Source organism: Streptococcus azizii, from assembly GCF_001984715.1.
Taxonomy (GTDB): Bacteria; Bacillota; Bacilli; order Lactobacillales; family Streptococcaceae; genus Streptococcus; species Streptococcus azizii.
Genome location: NZ_MSPR01000028.1, coordinates 1 through 16772, shown reverse-complemented (window position 1 = coordinate 16772; position 16772 = coordinate 1). Strand labels below are relative to the sequence as shown.

General features: G+C 43.6%; 12 protein-coding genes, 1 tRNA gene and 1 pseudogene. 11 read left to right on the top strand and 3 right to left on the bottom strand.

Features of this window, described 5'->3' with window-relative positions; all coding sequences use genetic code 11:
- Positions 1-51 precede the first annotated feature (51 nt).
- Both BVE84_RS09890 and recG read left to right on the top strand, forming a co-directional pair.
- A tRNA-Pro gene (locus tag BVE84_RS09890) sits at positions 52-125 on the top strand.
- A 241-nt stretch (positions 126-366) separates the two neighbouring features.
- On the top strand, positions 367-2385 hold the full coding sequence (gene recG, locus BVE84_RS09885; RefSeq protein WP_135017509.1) for an ATP-dependent DNA helicase RecG: 2019 nt from the start codon (positions 367-369) through the stop codon (positions 2383-2385).
- Between the two features lie 338 nt (positions 2386-2723).
- Here the strand turns inward: recG and BVE84_RS09880 are convergent, their stop codons facing one another.
- Positions 2724-3683, bottom strand: coding sequence for an asparaginase (locus BVE84_RS09880; protein WP_076996834.1), 960 nt, complete (start codon positions 3681-3683; stop codon positions 2724-2726).
- A gap of 69 nt (positions 3684-3752) precedes the next feature.
- On the opposite strand from BVE84_RS09880, the pseudogene BVE84_RS09875 reads away from it, so the two are divergent.
- A pseudogene (locus BVE84_RS09875) lies at positions 3753-5118 on the top strand (HAD-IIB family hydrolase).
- 52 nt (positions 5119-5170) lie between these two features.
- Here BVE84_RS09875 and BVE84_RS09870 read toward each other — a convergent pair.
- Entirely contained in the window at positions 5171-5623 is a 453-nt protein-coding gene (locus BVE84_RS09870; protein WP_076996833.1) for a universal stress protein, read from the bottom strand.
- Between the two features lie 122 nt (positions 5624-5745).
- Here BVE84_RS09870 and BVE84_RS09865 point away from each other — a divergent pair, with 122 nt between their 5' ends.
- The 6 genes from BVE84_RS09865 (at position 5746) to gatB (ending at position 11935) form a co-directional block, all read left to right on the top strand.
- A complete protein-coding gene (locus BVE84_RS09865; RefSeq protein WP_076996832.1) occupies positions 5746-6960 on the top strand; it encodes a pyridoxal phosphate-dependent aminotransferase in 1215 nt (404 codons plus the stop codon).
- Positions 6961-7111: 151 nt separating this feature from the next.
- A complete protein-coding gene (gene codY, locus BVE84_RS09860) occupies positions 7112-7900 on the top strand; it encodes a GTP-sensing pleiotropic transcriptional regulator CodY (protein ID WP_076996831.1) in 789 nt (262 codons plus the stop codon).
- Between the two features lies 1 nt (position 7901).
- Positions 7902-8450, top strand: a complete 549-nt coding sequence (locus BVE84_RS09855) for a cysteine hydrolase family protein (RefSeq protein WP_076996830.1) — start codon at positions 7902-7904, stop codon at positions 8448-8450.
- A gap of 277 nt (positions 8451-8727) precedes the next feature.
- Complete coding sequence (gene gatC / locus BVE84_RS09850; RefSeq protein WP_076996829.1) at positions 8728-9030, top strand: Asp-tRNA(Asn)/Glu-tRNA(Gln) amidotransferase subunit GatC; 303 nt, start codon at positions 8728-8730, stop codon at positions 9028-9030.
- Positions 9030-10496 (top strand): Asp-tRNA(Asn)/Glu-tRNA(Gln) amidotransferase subunit GatA, encoded by a 1467-nt coding sequence (gene gatA, locus BVE84_RS09845; RefSeq protein WP_076996828.1) that lies wholly within the window; start codon positions 9030-9032, stop codon positions 10494-10496. Before gatC ends, gatA begins: the two co-directional genes overlap by 1 nt.
- The gene (gatB, locus tag BVE84_RS09840; RefSeq protein WP_076996827.1) at positions 10496-11935 is read left to right on the top strand and encodes an Asp-tRNA(Asn)/Glu-tRNA(Gln) amidotransferase subunit GatB; all 1440 of its coding nucleotides are present in this window, start codon (positions 10496-10498) and stop codon (positions 11933-11935) included. Before gatA ends, gatB begins: the two co-directional genes overlap by 1 nt.
- 676 nt (positions 11936-12611) lie before the next feature.
- On the opposite strand, the gene BVE84_RS09835 is transcribed toward gatB, so the two are convergent.
- Positions 12612-13613, bottom strand: coding sequence for a LacI family DNA-binding transcriptional regulator (locus BVE84_RS09835; RefSeq protein WP_076996826.1), 1002 nt, complete (start codon positions 13611-13613; stop codon positions 12612-12614).
- Positions 13614-13769: 156 nt separating this feature from the next.
- Here BVE84_RS09835 and BVE84_RS09830 point away from each other — a divergent pair, with 156 nt between their 5' ends.
- Both BVE84_RS09830 and galT read left to right on the top strand, forming a co-directional pair.
- Complete coding sequence (locus tag BVE84_RS09830) at positions 13770-14942, top strand: galactokinase (RefSeq protein WP_076996825.1); 1173 nt, start codon at positions 13770-13772, stop codon at positions 14940-14942.
- A gap of 15 nt (positions 14943-14957) precedes the next feature.
- Positions 14958-16448, top strand: coding sequence for a UDP-glucose--hexose-1-phosphate uridylyltransferase (gene galT, locus BVE84_RS09825; RefSeq protein WP_076996824.1), 1491 nt, complete (start codon positions 14958-14960; stop codon positions 16446-16448).
- Positions 16449-16772: the final 324 nt, after the last annotated feature.

The following is a 16772-nucleotide window of genomic DNA, read 5'->3' as shown; positions in this document are numbered from 1 at the left end:
TAAATCGACCTTACAAGTACTCACCAGATGAGGTACGACCATCTATACCATCGGGAAGTAGCTCAGCTTGGTAGAGTACTTGGTTTGGGACCAAGGTGTCGCAGGTTCGAATCCTGTCTTCCCGATTGTAGCAACCTTAGTAGAGGTTGTTTTTTTATTGCTCTAAGGGCATGTAGTGGCGCTTACGAATCACCTACTACATGAATATCTAAAAATGACATGGAGTTGCAAGTAAATGGGCAAGTCAGTAATGGTACAGGCCTAGCAAAAGTTTTATTGTGGTAAACTCTACAGATTAGGATGTTAGCCATGTCCTACGATGAGTGGACATGGTACTTTTTATCGTTTTTTGTTATAATCGAAAGTATGATTAGTTTAGATGATAGATTGACTGCCTTACCTGGTGTGGGTGAAAAATCGGCTAGAAAATTTCAACAATTAGGACTAGAGACAATAGAAGATGTGTTATGCTACTATCCTTTTCGTTACGATGATTTTGCAGCCCGTTCTGTACTGGAATTAGAAGATGGGGAAAAAGCCTTGATTTCTGGTCTTGTGATAACACCAGCGACTGTTCAGTATTATGGTTTTAAGCGGAATAAGTTGCGGTTTTCACTCAAACAGGGAGAGGTTGTTATTGTAGCTTCCTTTTTTAATCAGCCCTACCTAGCTGATCGGATTGAAGTAGGTCAAGAAATTGCAGTTTGGGGAAAATGGGATAAGGCTAAGGCTAGGATAACAGGTATGAAGTTGGTAGCTCAGTTTGAAGATGAACTGCAACCAATCTATCATGTTGCACAAGGAATCTCTCAGGCTAGTATCATAAAATTGGTCAAGCAAGCCTTTGATAGGGGATACGCTGAATTATTGAGGGAAAATTTACCATTCTCTCTCTTGAAGCGCTACCGCTTAATGGAACGTAGACAAGCGGTGGCTGCCATGCATTTTCCAAAAGATTTGACAGCATATAAACAAGCATTGAGGCGTATCAAATTTGAGGAATTGTTTTATTTCCAGCTGCGTTTACAGCAGTTAAAAGTGAGCAATCAGCTCTCTTCAGACGGGGTAACTATTGCATATCTGGACCATAAGGTGAGAGAAAAAATAGCTAGCTTACCCTTTGAATTAACAGCAGCTCAAAAAAGAGCCTTGGATGAGATTTTGCTGGATATGAAATCTCCAGGGCATATGAATCGTCTATTACAGGGAGATGTTGGTTCGGGAAAAACAGTAGTGGCAATGTTAGCTATGTACGCAGCCTATACCGCAGGCATGCAGTCGGCAATCATGGTACCAACGGAGATTTTAGCGGAGCAGCATTTTGAGAGTCTATCTCAACTCTTTCCTGACTTATCGATTGCTCTACTGACAGGTAGTATGCGCATGGCAGATCGGAGGACGGCTGTAGAAGCCATTAAAGATGGGCAAGTAGACATGATTGTGGGCACTCATGCCTTGATTCAAGAAGGAGTGAACTACCACAGTCTAGGGCTTGTAGTTACGGATGAGCAGCATCGATTTGGGGTTAAACAGCGGCGTTTATTACGGGAAAAGGGAGTCAATCCTGATGTTCTAATGATGACAGCAACTCCGATTCCTAGGACGCTTGCAATCACTTCTTTTGGGGACATGGATGTCTCGATTATCGATCAACTCCCAGCGGGGCGTAAGCCCATTGTGACTCGTTGGGTCAAGCATGAGCAGTTTCCAGCCGTGTTAGAGTGGCTAGAAAAAGAAGTGGCTAAGGGAGCTCAGGCCTATGTCATTTCTCCGCTGATCGAAGAATCAGAGGTGCTTGACTTGAAAAATGCTATTGCACTGGAAGAGGAATTACGGGCTTATTTCCAGAAGAGAGCAACGATAGCTTTGCTGCACGGCCAGATGAAAAATAATGAGAAAGATGCCATTATGCAGGCTTTTAAAGATGGGCAGGTAGATATTCTGGTATCTACTACAGTGATTGAGGTAGGTGTTAATGTCCCTAATGCGACGGTTATGCTGATTATGGATGCGGATCGATTTGGTCTTAGCCAGTTGCATCAGTTGCGAGGTCGTGTAGGGCGGGGGCATAAGCAATCTTATGCTATCTTAGTTGCCAATCCAAAGACGGAGTCTGGTAAAGATCGGATGCGGATTATGACCGAGACGACAGATGGTTTTATCTTAGCAGAAGAAGATTTAAAACTTCGTGGATCAGGCGAAATTTTTGGCACGCGTCAATCAGGCTTACCGGAGTTTCAAGTGGCAAATATCATTGAAGATTATGCTATTTTGGAAGAGGCACGGAGAGTAGCAGCTGAAATAGTATCAACTCCAGACTGGGAAAATCAGCCAGAGTGGCAGGTTTTACTGCCGAATATAACCAAGGAAGAACGCTTGGACTAAAAAGATGATGGTTCTGCAGGAACAGTGGCAACTAGACCGAAGCCTAGCTCTTCCAACAGTTGACTCTTTTGAGTTTCCTTAATGAGGACACTTTTAGAAGATGGGAATCCGTGAGGTAAGGTGGCTTCTGATAAAGGAGGTAGCACCTTGAACTTTTGAAAACCCTAGGGAAAATGAGTGATTTTTTGTCGCTGGCAAAAGAGAGATTGCTGTTTGAAGAAGAATCAAAAAAAGCCAACGAAAGGCGCATAAAAACGAACAATGACTTTTGCCACTGTTCGTTTTTGATTTTGTATAATCCTTTTTCCTAGTTTCTTTTTGGAGGGATGCTATCTCTATTAGCCTTCTATATATTCCTTTAATTCTTGCCCTTTTAAACCAGCATTTAGGGCAATGAGGAGTTTGAGTCGAGCTTTAGGTGCATTTAGTTCTTTGACAAAGAAAATCCCGTTTTGGTGCAACTGTACTCCACCGCCAGCATAGGCATAAACGGGTTCTGCAATCCCGTTGAAACAGCGGGAAACAAGAGCGATTGGAAGGCCTGCTTCAAGAAAGGATAGGAGCTTACTGGCGACTTCCTGTGGAAGGTTTCCTGCACCGAATGCTTCAATGATGAGACCGTCTAGTTTTTTGGCATCTAGCATATCCAGTAACTCTGTTTTCATGCCAGCATAGGCCGGGATGATTGGAACTAGGCCGGTAATCCTATCTAGATCAAAGCGAACGCGGGGCTCTACACTGTTGAAGTAGAGGATCTCATGTTTCATTACAAGTCCGAGTGGTCCATGGGTAGGTGTTTGAAAGGTTCCGACATTGGTCGTATGAGTCTTGGTGACGTATTTTGCTGCGTGAATTTCATCGTTCATAACAACAAGAGCGCCCCTGCCCCTTGCCTTGTCATGGCTTGCTACTCGCAGAGCATTAAGGTAATTGTAAACTCCGTCGCTTCCCAGTTCGTTTGATGAGCGCATAGCCCCTGTCAAGATGACAGGGAGGTCGGGTAACTTCATCGTATCAAGAAAATAGGCGGTTTCTTCAAGGGTATCTGTCCCGTGGGTGATGACAACTCCATCGTAGTGCTTGGCTTCTTCCCTAATCTTGTGATAGAGTTGCAGCATGTGACTAGGAGTCATATAAGGGCTTGGAAGATTAAACATATCCATAGCTGTAACTTGGATCCCCTCAATCGGAATAGAGACCTGGTTCATAGGATTTACTAGGTTGGTGGTAACCTTTCCTGTAGGATCGGCCTGCATCGAAATAGTACCGCCTGTATGTAAGACAAGAATATTTTTCATAAACTTTCAGATTCTTTCCAAATATGGTATACTAATTGTAACATAAAACGCAGGAAAGTAGGTGAGATGTTGGAAATTAAGGCTGTTTTTTTTGATATAGATGGAACCTTGTTAACAGATAGTCGGACAGTCCTACCTTCCACCGTCTCAGCAATCAACCAGCTAAAAAAACAAGGTATTCTGGTGGGCTTGGCAACTGGTCGAGACCCTCGATTCGTTCTTCAATATATGGCTTCGCTAAGTCTGGATGTTGCGATAACCTATAATGGTCAGTATATTCTATCACGCGAAAGCGTTCTATTCATGCAGGAGCTTCCCAAAGAAGATATGCCTGGATTGATGGAATATGCAAGAGCCCATAAAAAAGATTTATCTTTTGGAACAGCCTTTGGCGTGGCGGGCAGTCGGATTATGAGTTTTGGGGGTGGCAATCTTGCCTACCGTTTGACTCGGCTGATTCCACCATCATGGGCGGGGCTGGTAAATTTTATCTTTAATCGGTTCATTCGGAAGGTAAGTCCACAAAACGAGGAGCAGCTACAGATTATCTCGGAACGCTCCATTTATCAAATGATGCTTCTTGCAACGGAGAAAGAGACGAGACAGTTAGTTTTGCAATTTCCACGCCTAGATTTCACACGCTCCAGTCCATATGCTGTAGACATTGTTTCCAAAGGTAATTCAAAGTTAGAGGGGATTAAACGTGTTGGAGAGCATTACCAGTTTTGTCTAGATGAAGTCGTGGTTTTTGGAGATTCTAATAATGACTTGGAGATGCTAGCAGAGATTCCTTATTCGGTTGCGATGAAAAATGGTACTCGTAAAGCACGCCAAACGGCCTTTTATGTGACCGATACTAATAATCGAGATGGTATTTTTAAGGCCCTGGAGCATTTTGGTTTGGTAGAAGGGAGAACGAATGTTTCTTAGTGAGGATTTGGAGTTCAATGCTGTTAAGGAATTTCATGCAAAAATGGACAAGGTGACCCAAGAATCTCCCAAGGTCTATGATGCGCAAACCGCTTTGCATCGATCGGATTTTAAGCTAGAAGAAATTGTTGAGTTTTTATATGCAACGGCAAGCAGTGATGAGGAGTTTATAGATTTTATGGATCACCTTCATCAAGCCATCGACAAGGCAGCCATTAAATCTCAAAAGAAAGAAAAAAAGGATAATCCCTTATTGGGGCAGGTGGATGCTCTGCTTGATCTGCTCTACTTTACCTACGGCTCCTTTGCTTTGATGGGAGTTGACCCAAAGCCGATTTTTGATATTGTTCATCAAGCGAATATGGGAAAAATCTTTCCCGATGGACAGGCACATTTTGATCCTGTGACCCATAAAATTTTAAAACCAGATGACTGGGAGGAAAGATTTGCCCCAGAACCAGCTATCCAAAAGGAATTAGAGCGGCAACTAGCAAGACGCAGATAAAAAGCACCTATCAATGAGGTGCTTCTATTTTTTACTTTCGGTTTCACTTAGATTACATCGTCTTGTCCTTATCACGGACAACCAGCAAATCAATAGAGGTGTGGCGTAGGATATATTCGGAAGAAGAGCCGATGAGGAGGCGTTCAAAGGTATTGAGCCCCGTTGCGCCTAAGAGCATTAGATCAGCCCCTGTTTCTTTTGGAATATCATGGGCAAGTAGGGTCTTAGGATTTCCGAACTCGAGAACGATTTGCACATTTGACAGACCAGTTTGTAGAGCCTTGGTCTGGTATTCTTTCAGTAGGAGCTGGGCTTCCTGCTCAAGTGTTTCATAAATACTTGCATCAAAGGTTGCAACATTGTGCAGTGCACGCGTATCAATAACATGGGCAATGATGAGCCGTGCTTGGTTTCGCCTTGCCACATGGATGGCTTTATGTAGGGCTAATTCAGCTTCTTTTGAGCCATCAACTGCAACTAGGATAGTGCGATAAGATTGTGTCATAGGTCTTCACTCCTTTCTCTCCATATATATTATAACCTATTATTGAGGAAAATGGAAGTAGTTCTTGTTATTTTGAGGGATTTAGGCTAAAATAATACCAGTAGAAAGTCGAGGAAATCTTGATGAGACAGTTTAATAAATCAATGAAATTAGATGACGTAGCCTATGATATTCGTGGTCCAGTGTTAGAAGAAGCGATGCGGATGCGGGCAAATGGTGAGCAAATTTTGCGCTTGAATACGGGAAATCCTGCTGAGTTTGGCTTTACAGCACCAGACGAAGTGATTCATGATTTGATTCACAATGCTCGGAAATCAGAAGGCTATTCAAATAGCAAGGGGATTTTTTCAGCCCGTAAGGCGATCATGCAGTATTGCCAATTAAAGAATTTTCCGAATGTGACGATTGATGATATTTATTTGGGGAATGGCGTCAGTGAGCTGATCGTCATGTCCATGCAGGGATTGTTAGATAATGGGGATGAGGTTTTGGTACCCATGCCTGACTACCCCCTTTGGACAGCAGCCGTCAGTTTGGCTGGTGGACATGCCGTCCACTATGTCTGTGATGAAGCAGCAGATTGGTATCCAGATTTGGAGGATATGGAGTCTAAGATTACAGCGCGGACCAAGGCACTTATCCTCATCAATCCCAATAACCCGACGGGGGCTCTTTATCCCAAGGAAATACTCGAAGGAATTGTGGCTATTGCGCGTCGCCATGAATTGATTATCTTTTCAGATGAAATTTATGACCGGATGGTCTTTGATGGTGCCGTGCATATTCCGATTGCAACCCTGGCACCAGACCTATTTGTCGTGACCATGAATGGCCTGTCTAAGTCCCATCGTATCTGTGGTTTTCGGGTGGGTTGGATGGTCTTGTCTGGCCCTAAACGCCATGTAAAAGGGTATATTGAAGGACTCAATATGCTGTCAAATATGCGTCTTTGTTCAAATGTATTGGCCCAACAGGTTGTCCAGACCTCACTTGGAGGCTATCAGTCAGTTGACAAGCTCCTGATGCCAGGTGGTCGTCTCTATGAGCAGCGAGAGTTCATTACCAAAGCCATCACTGATATTCCAGGCTTGTCTGCCGTGAAGCCCAAGGCGGGGCTCTACATTTTTCCGAAAATTGACCGAGAGATGTACCGAATTGAGGACGATGAACAGTTTGTTTTGGACTTTTTGAAGCAGGAGAAGATCTTACTTGTTCACGGACGAGGCTTTAACTGGAAGGAACCGGATCATTTCCGCATCGTCTATCTTCCACGTGTAGATGAACTAGCAGAAATTCAGGAAAAAATGATGCGTTTCTTGCAACAATATAAGCGGTAGAGGTTGAGTCAAACTCAGCCTTTTTCTAGCGAATCCTTAAAAGGGTAAAATTGTCACGTATTTTACAACAATACGTAATTTTCTGATAATTTGTTGAAATGCCCCCTCCTTTTTGATATAATGAAAGCAATTACAGAATAAAGAGGACAGTATGACTACATTATTAGAAAAGACGCGAGACATTACGTCTATTTTGAAGCGTTCAGAGGAGCAGTTGTCAGAGGAATTACCTTACAATACGATTGCCGATCACCTCTCAGAGATTATTGATTGCAATGCCTGCATTATCAATAGTGAGGGAGAAGTCTTGGGATACTATATGAAGTATAGGACGAATAATGATCGGGTGGAAGAATTCTTTTTGACCAAGCAATTCCCAGATGATTATGTCAAGGGCGTGGCGCAGATATACGATACTCAGGTCAATCTTCCGGCAGACAGTGAGTTGACAGCTATCCCTGTAGAATCTCGCTCGATGTATCCAAATAGTTTGACGACGATTGCACCGATTCATGTGACAGGTATTCGGTTTGGAACCTTGATTATTTGGCGCAACGATGAGCAATTTGATGAAGATGATCTCATCTTGGTTGAAATTGCAGCGACAGTAGTAGGGATTCAGTTATTGAACTTCCAGCGGGAAGAAGATGAGAAAAATATTCGTCGTCGTGCGGCAGTCAATATGGCGGTCAATACCCTATCTTACTCTGAAATGAAGGCTGTTTCAGCCATTCTGGGTGAGTTAAATGGTGATGAGGGACAGTTGACAGCTTCCGTGATTGCAGATAGAATTGGAATTACCCGGTCGGTGATTGTCAATGCCTTGCGAAAATTAGAAAGTGCGGGCATTATCGAAAGCCGTTCCTTAGGAATGAAAGGCACCTACTTGAAAGTCCTGATTCCAGCTATCTTTGATGAAATTAAGAAACGGGATTATTAAGATGACTAAAGCACTTATTTCCATTGACTATACGGTAGATTTTGTAGCAGACGAAGGGAAGTTGACTGCAGGAGCACCAGCTCAGGCGATTTCTTCTGCCATCTACGAGGTAACGAAGCAGGCATTTGACCAAGGAGATTATATCTTTTTTGCGATTGACTTGCATGACGAAAACGATTCTTTTCATCCAGAAAGTCGTCTCTTTCCTCCTCATAATCTCAAGGGGACAAGAGGGCGCATGCTCTATGGTCCATTAGCAGATTTTTATGAGACCTATCAGGACGACGAGCGGGTCTTTTGGATGGATAAGCGCCATTATTCAGCGTTTTCTGGGACAGATTTGGATATTCGTTTGCGGGAAAGACGGGTTGATACAGTGGTATTAACAGGTGTCTTAACAGATATTTGCGTCTTGCATACGGCGATTGATGCCTATAATCTTGGTTATCAGATTGAGATTGTTGCTTCCGCAGTCGCTAGTCTAACAGCAGAACAGCACCAATTTGCCTTGCAACATTTCGAGCAGGTTTTAGGAGCAATCATACGATAGAAAGACAGAGGATGGGCTTGCCTAGCCTCTTTTCAATTTTCAAACAGAGAGGATCTTACTCCAGTGTCTGTCGTTTGAAGGCAGGAACTGGGAGAGTGCTAGTGCAAACTTTCAGCTGCCTTCTTCGTCAGGATTCCTAATGTTCAGTCGCTTTTTATCTGCCCTTTGTATCTTGTTTTATGGTAAAATAAGAGAGATACGATTTGGAAATGAAAAAGCAGTTGTGCCTGACTGATGTTTGATTTTCTTTTGAGTAGGAGCAAGAAAGGATGCAAGGATGAAAATTACACAAGAAGAAGTCCGTCACGTGGCCAAGCTATCGAAGTTGGCATTTAGTGAGGAAGAGACAATTACTTTTGCAACGACATTGAGTAAGATTGTTGATATGGTCGAGTTGTTAAATGAAGTGGACACAAGAGGTGTTCCTGTTACAACGACAATGGCAGAGCGCAAAAACGTGATGCGGGAAGACATTGCTCAAAAAGGTGAGGCTAGGGAGGAGCTCTTTCAGAATGTTCCTGATTCTCACCATTACCTTATTAAAGTTCCGGCCATCTTGGACGGGGGAGGAGATGCTTAATGACGTTTAATCACTATTCGGTTGATGACTTGCATGAACTGCTTGTCAGGAAAGAGCTATCGGTTGTTGAATTGACCAAAGCGACTTTGGAAGACATCAAAGCGCGTGAAGAAACCGTTGGTAGTTTCATTACCATTGCAGAAGAGATGGCTCTGGCACAGGCTGCTAGTCTTGATAAAAAAGGCATTGATGCCGACAATGTCATGGCAGGGATTCCGCTAGCTGTCAAGGATAATATTTCGACTAAGGGATTGCTGACAACAGCTGCCTCTAAGATGCTCTACAATTACGAGCCAATTTTTGATGCAACTTCTGTAGCCAAGGCCTATCAAAAAGATATGATTATCATCGGCAAGACCAACATGGATGAATTTGCCATGGGTGGCTCAACAGAGACCTCTTATTTTAAAAAGACTAGAAATGCTTGGGATCAAACCAAGGTACCGGGAGGGTCATCAGGTGGTTCTGCAACAGCTGTAGCTTCGGGTCAGGTACGGTTATCACTTGGATCAGATACGGGAGGCTCTATCCGTCAACCAGCAGCCTTTAACGGTATTGTCGGCATGAAGCCAACTTATGGTGCAGTTTCTCGTTTTGGCTTGATTGCGTTTGGTAGTTCCTTGGATCAAATTGGTCCTTTCTCACAAACAGTAAGAGAAAATGCTCAGTTGCTCAATGTGATTGCAGGTCACGACACCAAGGATGCGACCTCATCTCAGCTTGTTGTAGCAGATTATGCGAGCCAGATTGGACAAGATATTCAGGGGATGAAGATTGCCCTTCCGAAAGAATATATCGGAGAAGGGATCGATCCACACATTAAGGAGCGCATTTTACAAGCAGCGAAGCACTTAGAGAGCTTGGGTGCGGTGATTGAAGAAGTCAGCCTGCCTCACAGTAAGTACGGTGTAGCAGTTTATTACATTATTGCTTCTTCTGAGGCGAGTTCTAACCTGCAACGTTTTGACGGTATCCGCTATGGTTTCCGTGCTGAGGACGCTAAGAGTTTGGAAGAAATCTACGTTAATACGCGTAGCCAAGGCTTTGGCGAGGAAGTGAAGCGTCGCATCATGCTGGGGACCTTTAGCTTGTCATCTGGTTATTACGATGCCTACTACAAAAAAGCAGGTCAGGTTCGCAGTTTAATTATGCAAGATTTTGCACAAGTATTCGCCGATTATGACTTAATTTTAGGACCGACTGCCCCAACGGTTGCCTATGGTCTTGGAACGATGAATCAAGATCCTGTCGCGATGTATTTAGCTGATTTGTTGACAATCCCCGTCAACCTAGCAGGTTTGCCAGGAATTTCGATTCCTGCCGGTTTTGTGGATGGCTTACCGGTCGGCTTGCAATTGATTGGACCAAAACACAGTGAGGAGACGATTTATCAAGTAGCGGCAGCCTTTGAAGCAACGACAGATTATCATAAGCAACAACCGATGATTTTTGGAGGTGAAAACTAATGAACTTTGAAACCATTATTGGACTAGAAGTCCATGTTGAATTGAACACTCATTCAAAGATTTTCTCTCCTTCATCTGCGCATTTTGGAGAAAATCCAAATACCAATACGAATGTCATTGACTGGTCTTTTCCTGGTGTCTTGCCGGTTTTGAATAAGGGAGTTGTAGAAGCAGGGATAAAGGCAGCCTTGGCCTTGAATATGGAGATTCACCAAGAGATGCACTTTGACCGCAAGAACTATTTCTATCCAGACAATCCCAAGGCCTATCAAATTTCTCAGTTTGATGAGCCGATTGGCTACAATGGCTGGATTGAGATTGAATTAGAAGATGGCTCGACCAAGAAAATCCGCATTGAGCGGGCTCATCTGGAAGAAGATGCAGGGAAGAACACCCACGGGACAGATGGCTACTCTTATGTTGACTTGAACCGTCAGGGTGTGCCCCTGATTGAGATTGTTTCAGAAGCGGATATGCGTAGTCCAGAAGAGGCCTATGCTTACTTGACAGCACTCAAAGAGATTATCCAATACACAGGCATTTCAGATGTAAAGATGGAAGAAGGATCGATGCGGGTCGATGCCAATATCTCTCTTCGCCCCTATGGTCAGGAAGCCTTTGGTACGAAGACTGAATTGAAAAATTTAAACTCTTTTAACTACGTCAAAAAAGGTCTGCAGCATGAAGTGGAACGCCAAGCTAAGATTTTACGCTCTGGTGGCCAAATTCAGCAGGAAACTCGCCGCTATGATGAGACAACAGGAGACACGATTCTCATGCGTGTCAAAGAAGGATCCGCTGATTATCGCTATTTCCCAGAGCCAGATTTACCCTTATATGAACTGGAAGATAGTTGGATTGCAGCAGTTGCCTCAACCTTACCTAAGTTTCCTAAAGAACGCCGAGCAGACTACATAGAACGCCTGGGCTTGTCTGCCTATGATGCGAGACAGTTGACTACGACAAAGGCCTTATCAGACTTCTTTGAGGCAGCCGTTACACTCGGTGGTGACGCCAAGCAGGTTTCTAACTGGTTGCAAGGTGAGGTCGCTCAGTTCTTGAACGCCGAACAAAAGACCCTATCAGAGATTGGGCTAAGCCCAGAAAATCTGGTCGAGATGCTTGGATTAATTGCAGATGGAACGATTTCCTCAAAAATTGCTAAGAAGGTCTTTGTGCATCTAGCAAAAAATGGAGGTTCTGCGCGTGAATATGTGGAAAAAGCGGGCTTGGTACAGATTTCAGATCCTGCTGTCTTGATTCCAATCATCCATCAGGTCTTTGCGGCTAATGAAGCAGCAGTAGCAGACTTCAAATCTGGTAAACGGAATGCTGACAAAGCCTTTACTGGCTTCCTGATGAAAGCAACCAAGGGGCAAGCCAATCCACAGGTAGCGCAGCAATTACTGGCACAAGAATTGCAAAAATTACTGGATTAGGCAGAGGTGTTTGTAGCAGATTAGATGTACTGAGGTTACAAATTATATTTCTCAAACTACCGCTTTGCTCTCTCAGACTATGGATAAGATTTTGTCAACTGTTCGGCAAGGCTGACAGAGGGATGAGACAGCTGATTTTGGCAGCATAGTCACTCAGTATATTGATGATTGTAAACACTTCATTTCCCGATTTCCAATCCTCTTTCAGATAATTGGAAATCTTGCTAGACTCTACAATCGTTGGGAGTGGGAGAGAAGGCGATAGCTCAAGAGATTTTGATTTTATTTTTAAGCGAAGGTAAAGAAAAGACTTAGGACCAACACATGGATTGTTGGTCCTAAGCCTTTTTATAGTTATAGTCTTTTAGTACTTGCTCCACTAGTCTGGGAGATTGAAACAGTTCGGTGAACTGTTTCAACTGGTCACCCAGAAACACGAAAGTGACCACAGGAGTTCGGTGAACTGTTTCAGCCTGAGCCTATGAATCCGAGAGCGAAGTGGGCAAGGTTGGAAATAGGGAAACGGAGATTCTAACGACCACTTTTTTAATGAAAGGTGGTAGGCTGAAAACCTCCACTGGAGCTTTTCACTCGTCGAAGTAATAGAAGAGACGCAGCTGTTTCAGATTTAGTTAATTACAGCTGTGGCTACCTTTAGGTAGACTATATTTGAAGGTCACAGGCTACTTTCTCTCAGGGTTAATTGCGTCCCTAACTTGACCATACGAGGATGGTAGGTAGTCGGTTTTTTTAGCATGGCATCTACTAAATCAACTGCTTGAATTCCCATCTCTTCTGTAAAGACGGTGATACTTGATAGGGCAGGGTATACTTGTCGGGTAATAGGTGTGTCGTTAAACGTGATGATTTGGACACGATTAGGGACGGTAATCTGTGTCTCTTGTAAGGCGCGGAGGGCCCCGACTGCCAGACTATCATTTGCGATGAAAAAGGCGGAAGGCAGGTCGTCTTTCAAGCTATCAATCGCTTCTTTCATCAGCTGGTAGCCTGATTGGCTCGTAAATGGACCGGTAAAGACAAAGCGCTCTTGGTAGAGTTCGCGTTCAGACAGGTATTGCTTAAAGGTTCGTAGCCGTGGATCGGATAGGGTCATTTTCTTATCATAGGTCTCTTCCTGACCGGCAATCATCCCGATTTCCGTAATGCCCTGATGAAGATAATGGTCAATGACCTGAATGACGGACCGATTGAAATCTGTTGTCACACAGGAATAACCATCTGTCAGTGTATCAAAATCGACAAAGACCAACTGCTTGTGAAGATTGGCTAATTCGCTTATTTGTTGCTGACTGAATTTTCCGATAGCAATTAAGGCATCAACTTCTTTTAATAGAGGAGACTTGTTATCATGGAAGCAGCGAACGATGTCATAGCCTAGCGCAAGAGCATGCTGCTCTAGGCTAATCCGTATAGAATAGTAGTAGAGATCATCCAATTCCCTGCTTTCTGTGTACCATTGGAGGATGCCGATTTTTCGTGTGTAGCCGTCGGGTTGTTGCTTGGTCAGGTGCTTGGTATAGCCTAATTCCTGAGCGATGGCAAAGACTTTTTCGCGCGTCTCAGGGCTGACAGACAGGCTCATATCTTCTTTTAAGACACGAGAAATCGTTGCAGTGGACAACTGCGTTTTTTGTGCAATATCTTTTAAAGTAACCATATCTCTTCTCCTCAGTTCCTTTTCATTATATCATATTTTAGTAGAATTAGTAGAATGTAAAGTGAATAGAATTTAGTAAATTTTACTAAAAAGATTGACAAGTCATAGAAATCAGTGTACAATAAAATAAAAACGGTTACAATAGGAGGATTGTATATGGATACCAAGGAACTTCAGCAAGCGTTTGAAGATATTTTCGGTGTGGAAGCAGATGCAACGTTCTTCTCTCCAGGTCGCATTAACTTGATAGGAGAGCATACGGATTATAATGGTGGTCATGTCTTTCCAGCGGCCATTACCTTAGGGACTTACGGGGCAGCTCGCAAGCGCAAGGATCAACTGTTACGTTTTTACTCTGCCAATTTTGAGGAACTAGGAGTCATCGAGGTGAATGGACAGGAGCTGGTCTATGACAAGGCAGATAATTGGACCAACTATGCGAAAGGGGTCTTAAAGTATTTACAAGAAGCAGGGCATACGATTGATACGGGGATGGATGTCTTTGTCTATGGCAATATCCCGAATGGTTCAGGCTTATCATCGTCAGCTTCCTTGGAATTATTGATTGGGATTATGGCGGAGGAATTGTTCGATTTGGACTTGACTCGTCTTGATTTGGTTAAGATAGGCAAGCAGACCGAAAACGAATTTATCGGGGTTAACTCAGGTATCATGGATCAATTTGCTATTGGTATGGGAGCGGATCAGCGGGCTATTTATCTGGATACGAATACGCTTGAATATGAGCTGGTGCCACTCGACTTGGGTGAGCATGTTATCGTCATCATGAATACCAACAAGCGCCGAGAACTGGCTGATTCAAAATACAATGAGCGCCGGGCAGAATGTGAAAAAGCAGTCGAAGAATTAAGGACCGTTTTAGATATTCAAACCTTGGGTGAGCTAGATGCACAAACCTTTGATGAATATAGCTACTTGATTCAAGATGAGAATCGACTCAAGCGGGCCCGCCATGCTGTTTGGGAGAATCAACGGACCTTACAGGCAAGACAGGCTCTAGAAGCGGGAGATTTGCAGCAGTTTGGTCGCTTGATCAATGCCTCCCATGTGTCTTTAGAACATGATTATGAAGTAACAGGGGTAGAATTAGATACTCTGGCGCATACAGCCTGGAAACAAGATGGTGTCCTCGGTGCGCGCATGACAGGCGCTGGTTTTGGTGGTTGTGGGATTGCTATTGTGGAGAAGAATAAGGTTGACAGCTTTATTGAAAATGTCGGCACTGTCTATACCGATATTGTGGGCTACGCGCCAAGTTTTTATATTGCTGAGATTGCAGCAGGTTCTCGGGTGTTATCTCGGAAATAAGAATAGGTAGAGTGAATGATGAGAAGTGTACTAGATGGATTTGTAGATAGAGTTATCTCAGAAAGTAGTTATGGAGAATTGGACCGTGTCTATCTCCGTAATCGTATCATGGCACTTGTTGGTGAAGTAGGAGTAGAAAGAGAGAGCCATGCTGAGACTATCGTAGAGGCCAAGGATGAGTTGGTAGCAGTTGCGGTTGAAAATGGTCGGATAGGTGCCTTGCTTGAAGAGCAAGAGGTGCTTGGTGCAGTCTTGATGGATTTTATGACACCAAGCCCCAGTCAGGTCAATCAGCAGTTTTGGTCTCAGTATGAGAGCAATCCCGATCAAGCGATTGCAGATTTTTATGACCTCAGTAAGAGAAATGACTACATCAAGGTTAAGGCGATTGCAAAGAATATCTATTATCAGGTGCCGACAGAATATGGTGATTTAGAAATTACGATCAACCTGTCCAAGCCCGAGAAAGATCCCAAGGCCATTGCAGCTGCGAAATTAGCGGAGGCTTCTCATTATCCGAAATGTCTTCTCTGCATGGAAAACGAAGGGTATCAAGGGCGAGTCAATCACCCAGCACGGGCTAATCATCGGATTATCCGTCTAGATTTGGGAGAAGAAAAGTGGGGCTTCCAATATTCGCCCTATGCCTACTTTAATGAGCATGCGATTTTCTTACATACAGAGCATGTGCCGATGGCCATCACCTCAAAAACCTTTGAACAATTACTGGATTTGGTAGATTTGTTGCCAGGCTATTTTGTGGGTTCTAATTCAGATTTGCCTATATCAGGAGGCTCCATTCTTACCCATAATCATTACCAAGGTGGACGGCATCGCTTTGCTATGGAAAAGGCAGCTATAGAGCAGGCACTGATCTTTGCAGGCTTTGAGGAAGTCAGTGCTGGTCTTGTTAAATGGCCTATGTCAGTGATTCGTTTGGCTTGTGAGGACAAGGAACGTTTGGTTGCGCTAGCGACTAAGATTTTAGACAAATGGCGAGTTTACTCAGATGAGACGGTACAGATTCTTGCGACTTCAAACGGTGAGCCCCATCATACCATTACCCCAATTGCTCGAAAAAAAGGTCGGCAGTTTGAGTTAGACTTGGTTTTGCGAGACAATCAGACATCTGAAGAATTTCCTGATGGAATCTATCATCCCCATCCCGATGTGCAACATATCAAGAAAGAAAATATAGGTCTGATAGAGGTTATGGGGCTTGCGATTTTACCGCCTCGTCTCAAAAAGGAATTGCAAGAGGTAGAAGCCTACTTACTAGGAGAAGTAGAGCAGGTTGCAGCTTATCATCAAGAGTGGGCAGATGGCTTGAAAGCACAGCACCCAGAGGTCTCGCGGGATAATGTGACCCAGCTTGTGCGCAATGCAGTGGGGGAAGTGTTTGGTCGAGTCTTAGAAGATGCTGGTGTCTACAAACGAACAGCGGAAGGTCAAGCAGCTTTCCTACGCTTTGTGGAATTTGTCGGTCTGGCAGATAATCGTCCATGACACCCACAAAATCATTGAACTCGGACTAGAACTCGCTGATAATAAAACGAATCCATTGGATTGAAACAGTTCCCCGAACTTTTAGGCTCACTTTCTTATTTCTAGGTGACCGTTGAAACAGTTCCCCGAACTGTTTCAATCCTATTTTTGCTTTGCTCGCTTCAACAGTCTAAGGATAGACTGTTGAAGGTTGGAAATATAGTCAATCAGTTTTAAATCAGTAATTATGGTATACTAAAGTTATGGCATATGATTTAGATTTTAGAAAACGAGTGATTTCGTTTGTTCAAGACGAAGGTCATACTCGTAAAGAAGCTTGTCAGC

What these genes read in the sequence shown, in the direction of transcription:
- gatC (WP_076996829.1), top strand. Translation starts at nt 8,728, where the DNA reads ATGAAAATTACACAAGAAGAAGTCCGTCACGTGGCCAAGCTATCGAAG.
- galT (WP_076996824.1), top strand. Translation starts at nt 14,958, where the DNA reads ATGATGAGAAGTGTACTAGATGGATTTGTAGATAGAGTTATCTCAGAA.
- gatA (WP_076996828.1), top strand. Translation starts at nt 9,030, where the DNA reads ATGACGTTTAATCACTATTCGGTTGATGACTTGCATGAACTGCTTGTC.
- codY (WP_076996831.1), top strand. Translation starts at nt 7,112, where the DNA reads ATGACTACATTATTAGAAAAGACGCGAGACATTACGTCTATTTTGAAG.
- gatB (WP_076996827.1), top strand. Translation starts at nt 10,496, where the DNA reads ATGAACTTTGAAACCATTATTGGACTAGAAGTCCATGTTGAATTGAAC.
- BVE84_RS09865 (WP_076996832.1), top strand. Translation starts at nt 5,746, where the DNA reads ATGAGACAGTTTAATAAATCAATGAAATTAGATGACGTAGCCTATGAT.
- BVE84_RS09835 (WP_076996826.1), bottom strand. Translation starts at nt 13,613, where the DNA reads ATGGTTACTTTAAAAGATATTGCACAAAAAACGCAGTTGTCCACTGCA.
- BVE84_RS09870 (WP_076996833.1), bottom strand. Translation starts at nt 5,623, where the DNA reads ATGACACAATCTTATCGCACTATCCTAGTTGCAGTTGATGGCTCAAAA.
- recG (WP_135017509.1), top strand. Translation starts at nt 367, where the DNA reads ATGATTAGTTTAGATGATAGATTGACTGCCTTACCTGGTGTGGGTGAA.
- BVE84_RS09830 (WP_076996825.1), top strand. Translation starts at nt 13,770, where the DNA reads ATGGATACCAAGGAACTTCAGCAAGCGTTTGAAGATATTTTCGGTGTG.
- BVE84_RS09855 (WP_076996830.1), top strand. Translation starts at nt 7,902, where the DNA reads ATGACTAAAGCACTTATTTCCATTGACTATACGGTAGATTTTGTAGCA.
- BVE84_RS09880 (WP_076996834.1), bottom strand. Translation starts at nt 3,683, where the DNA reads ATGAAAAATATTCTTGTCTTACATACAGGCGGTACTATTTCGATGCAG.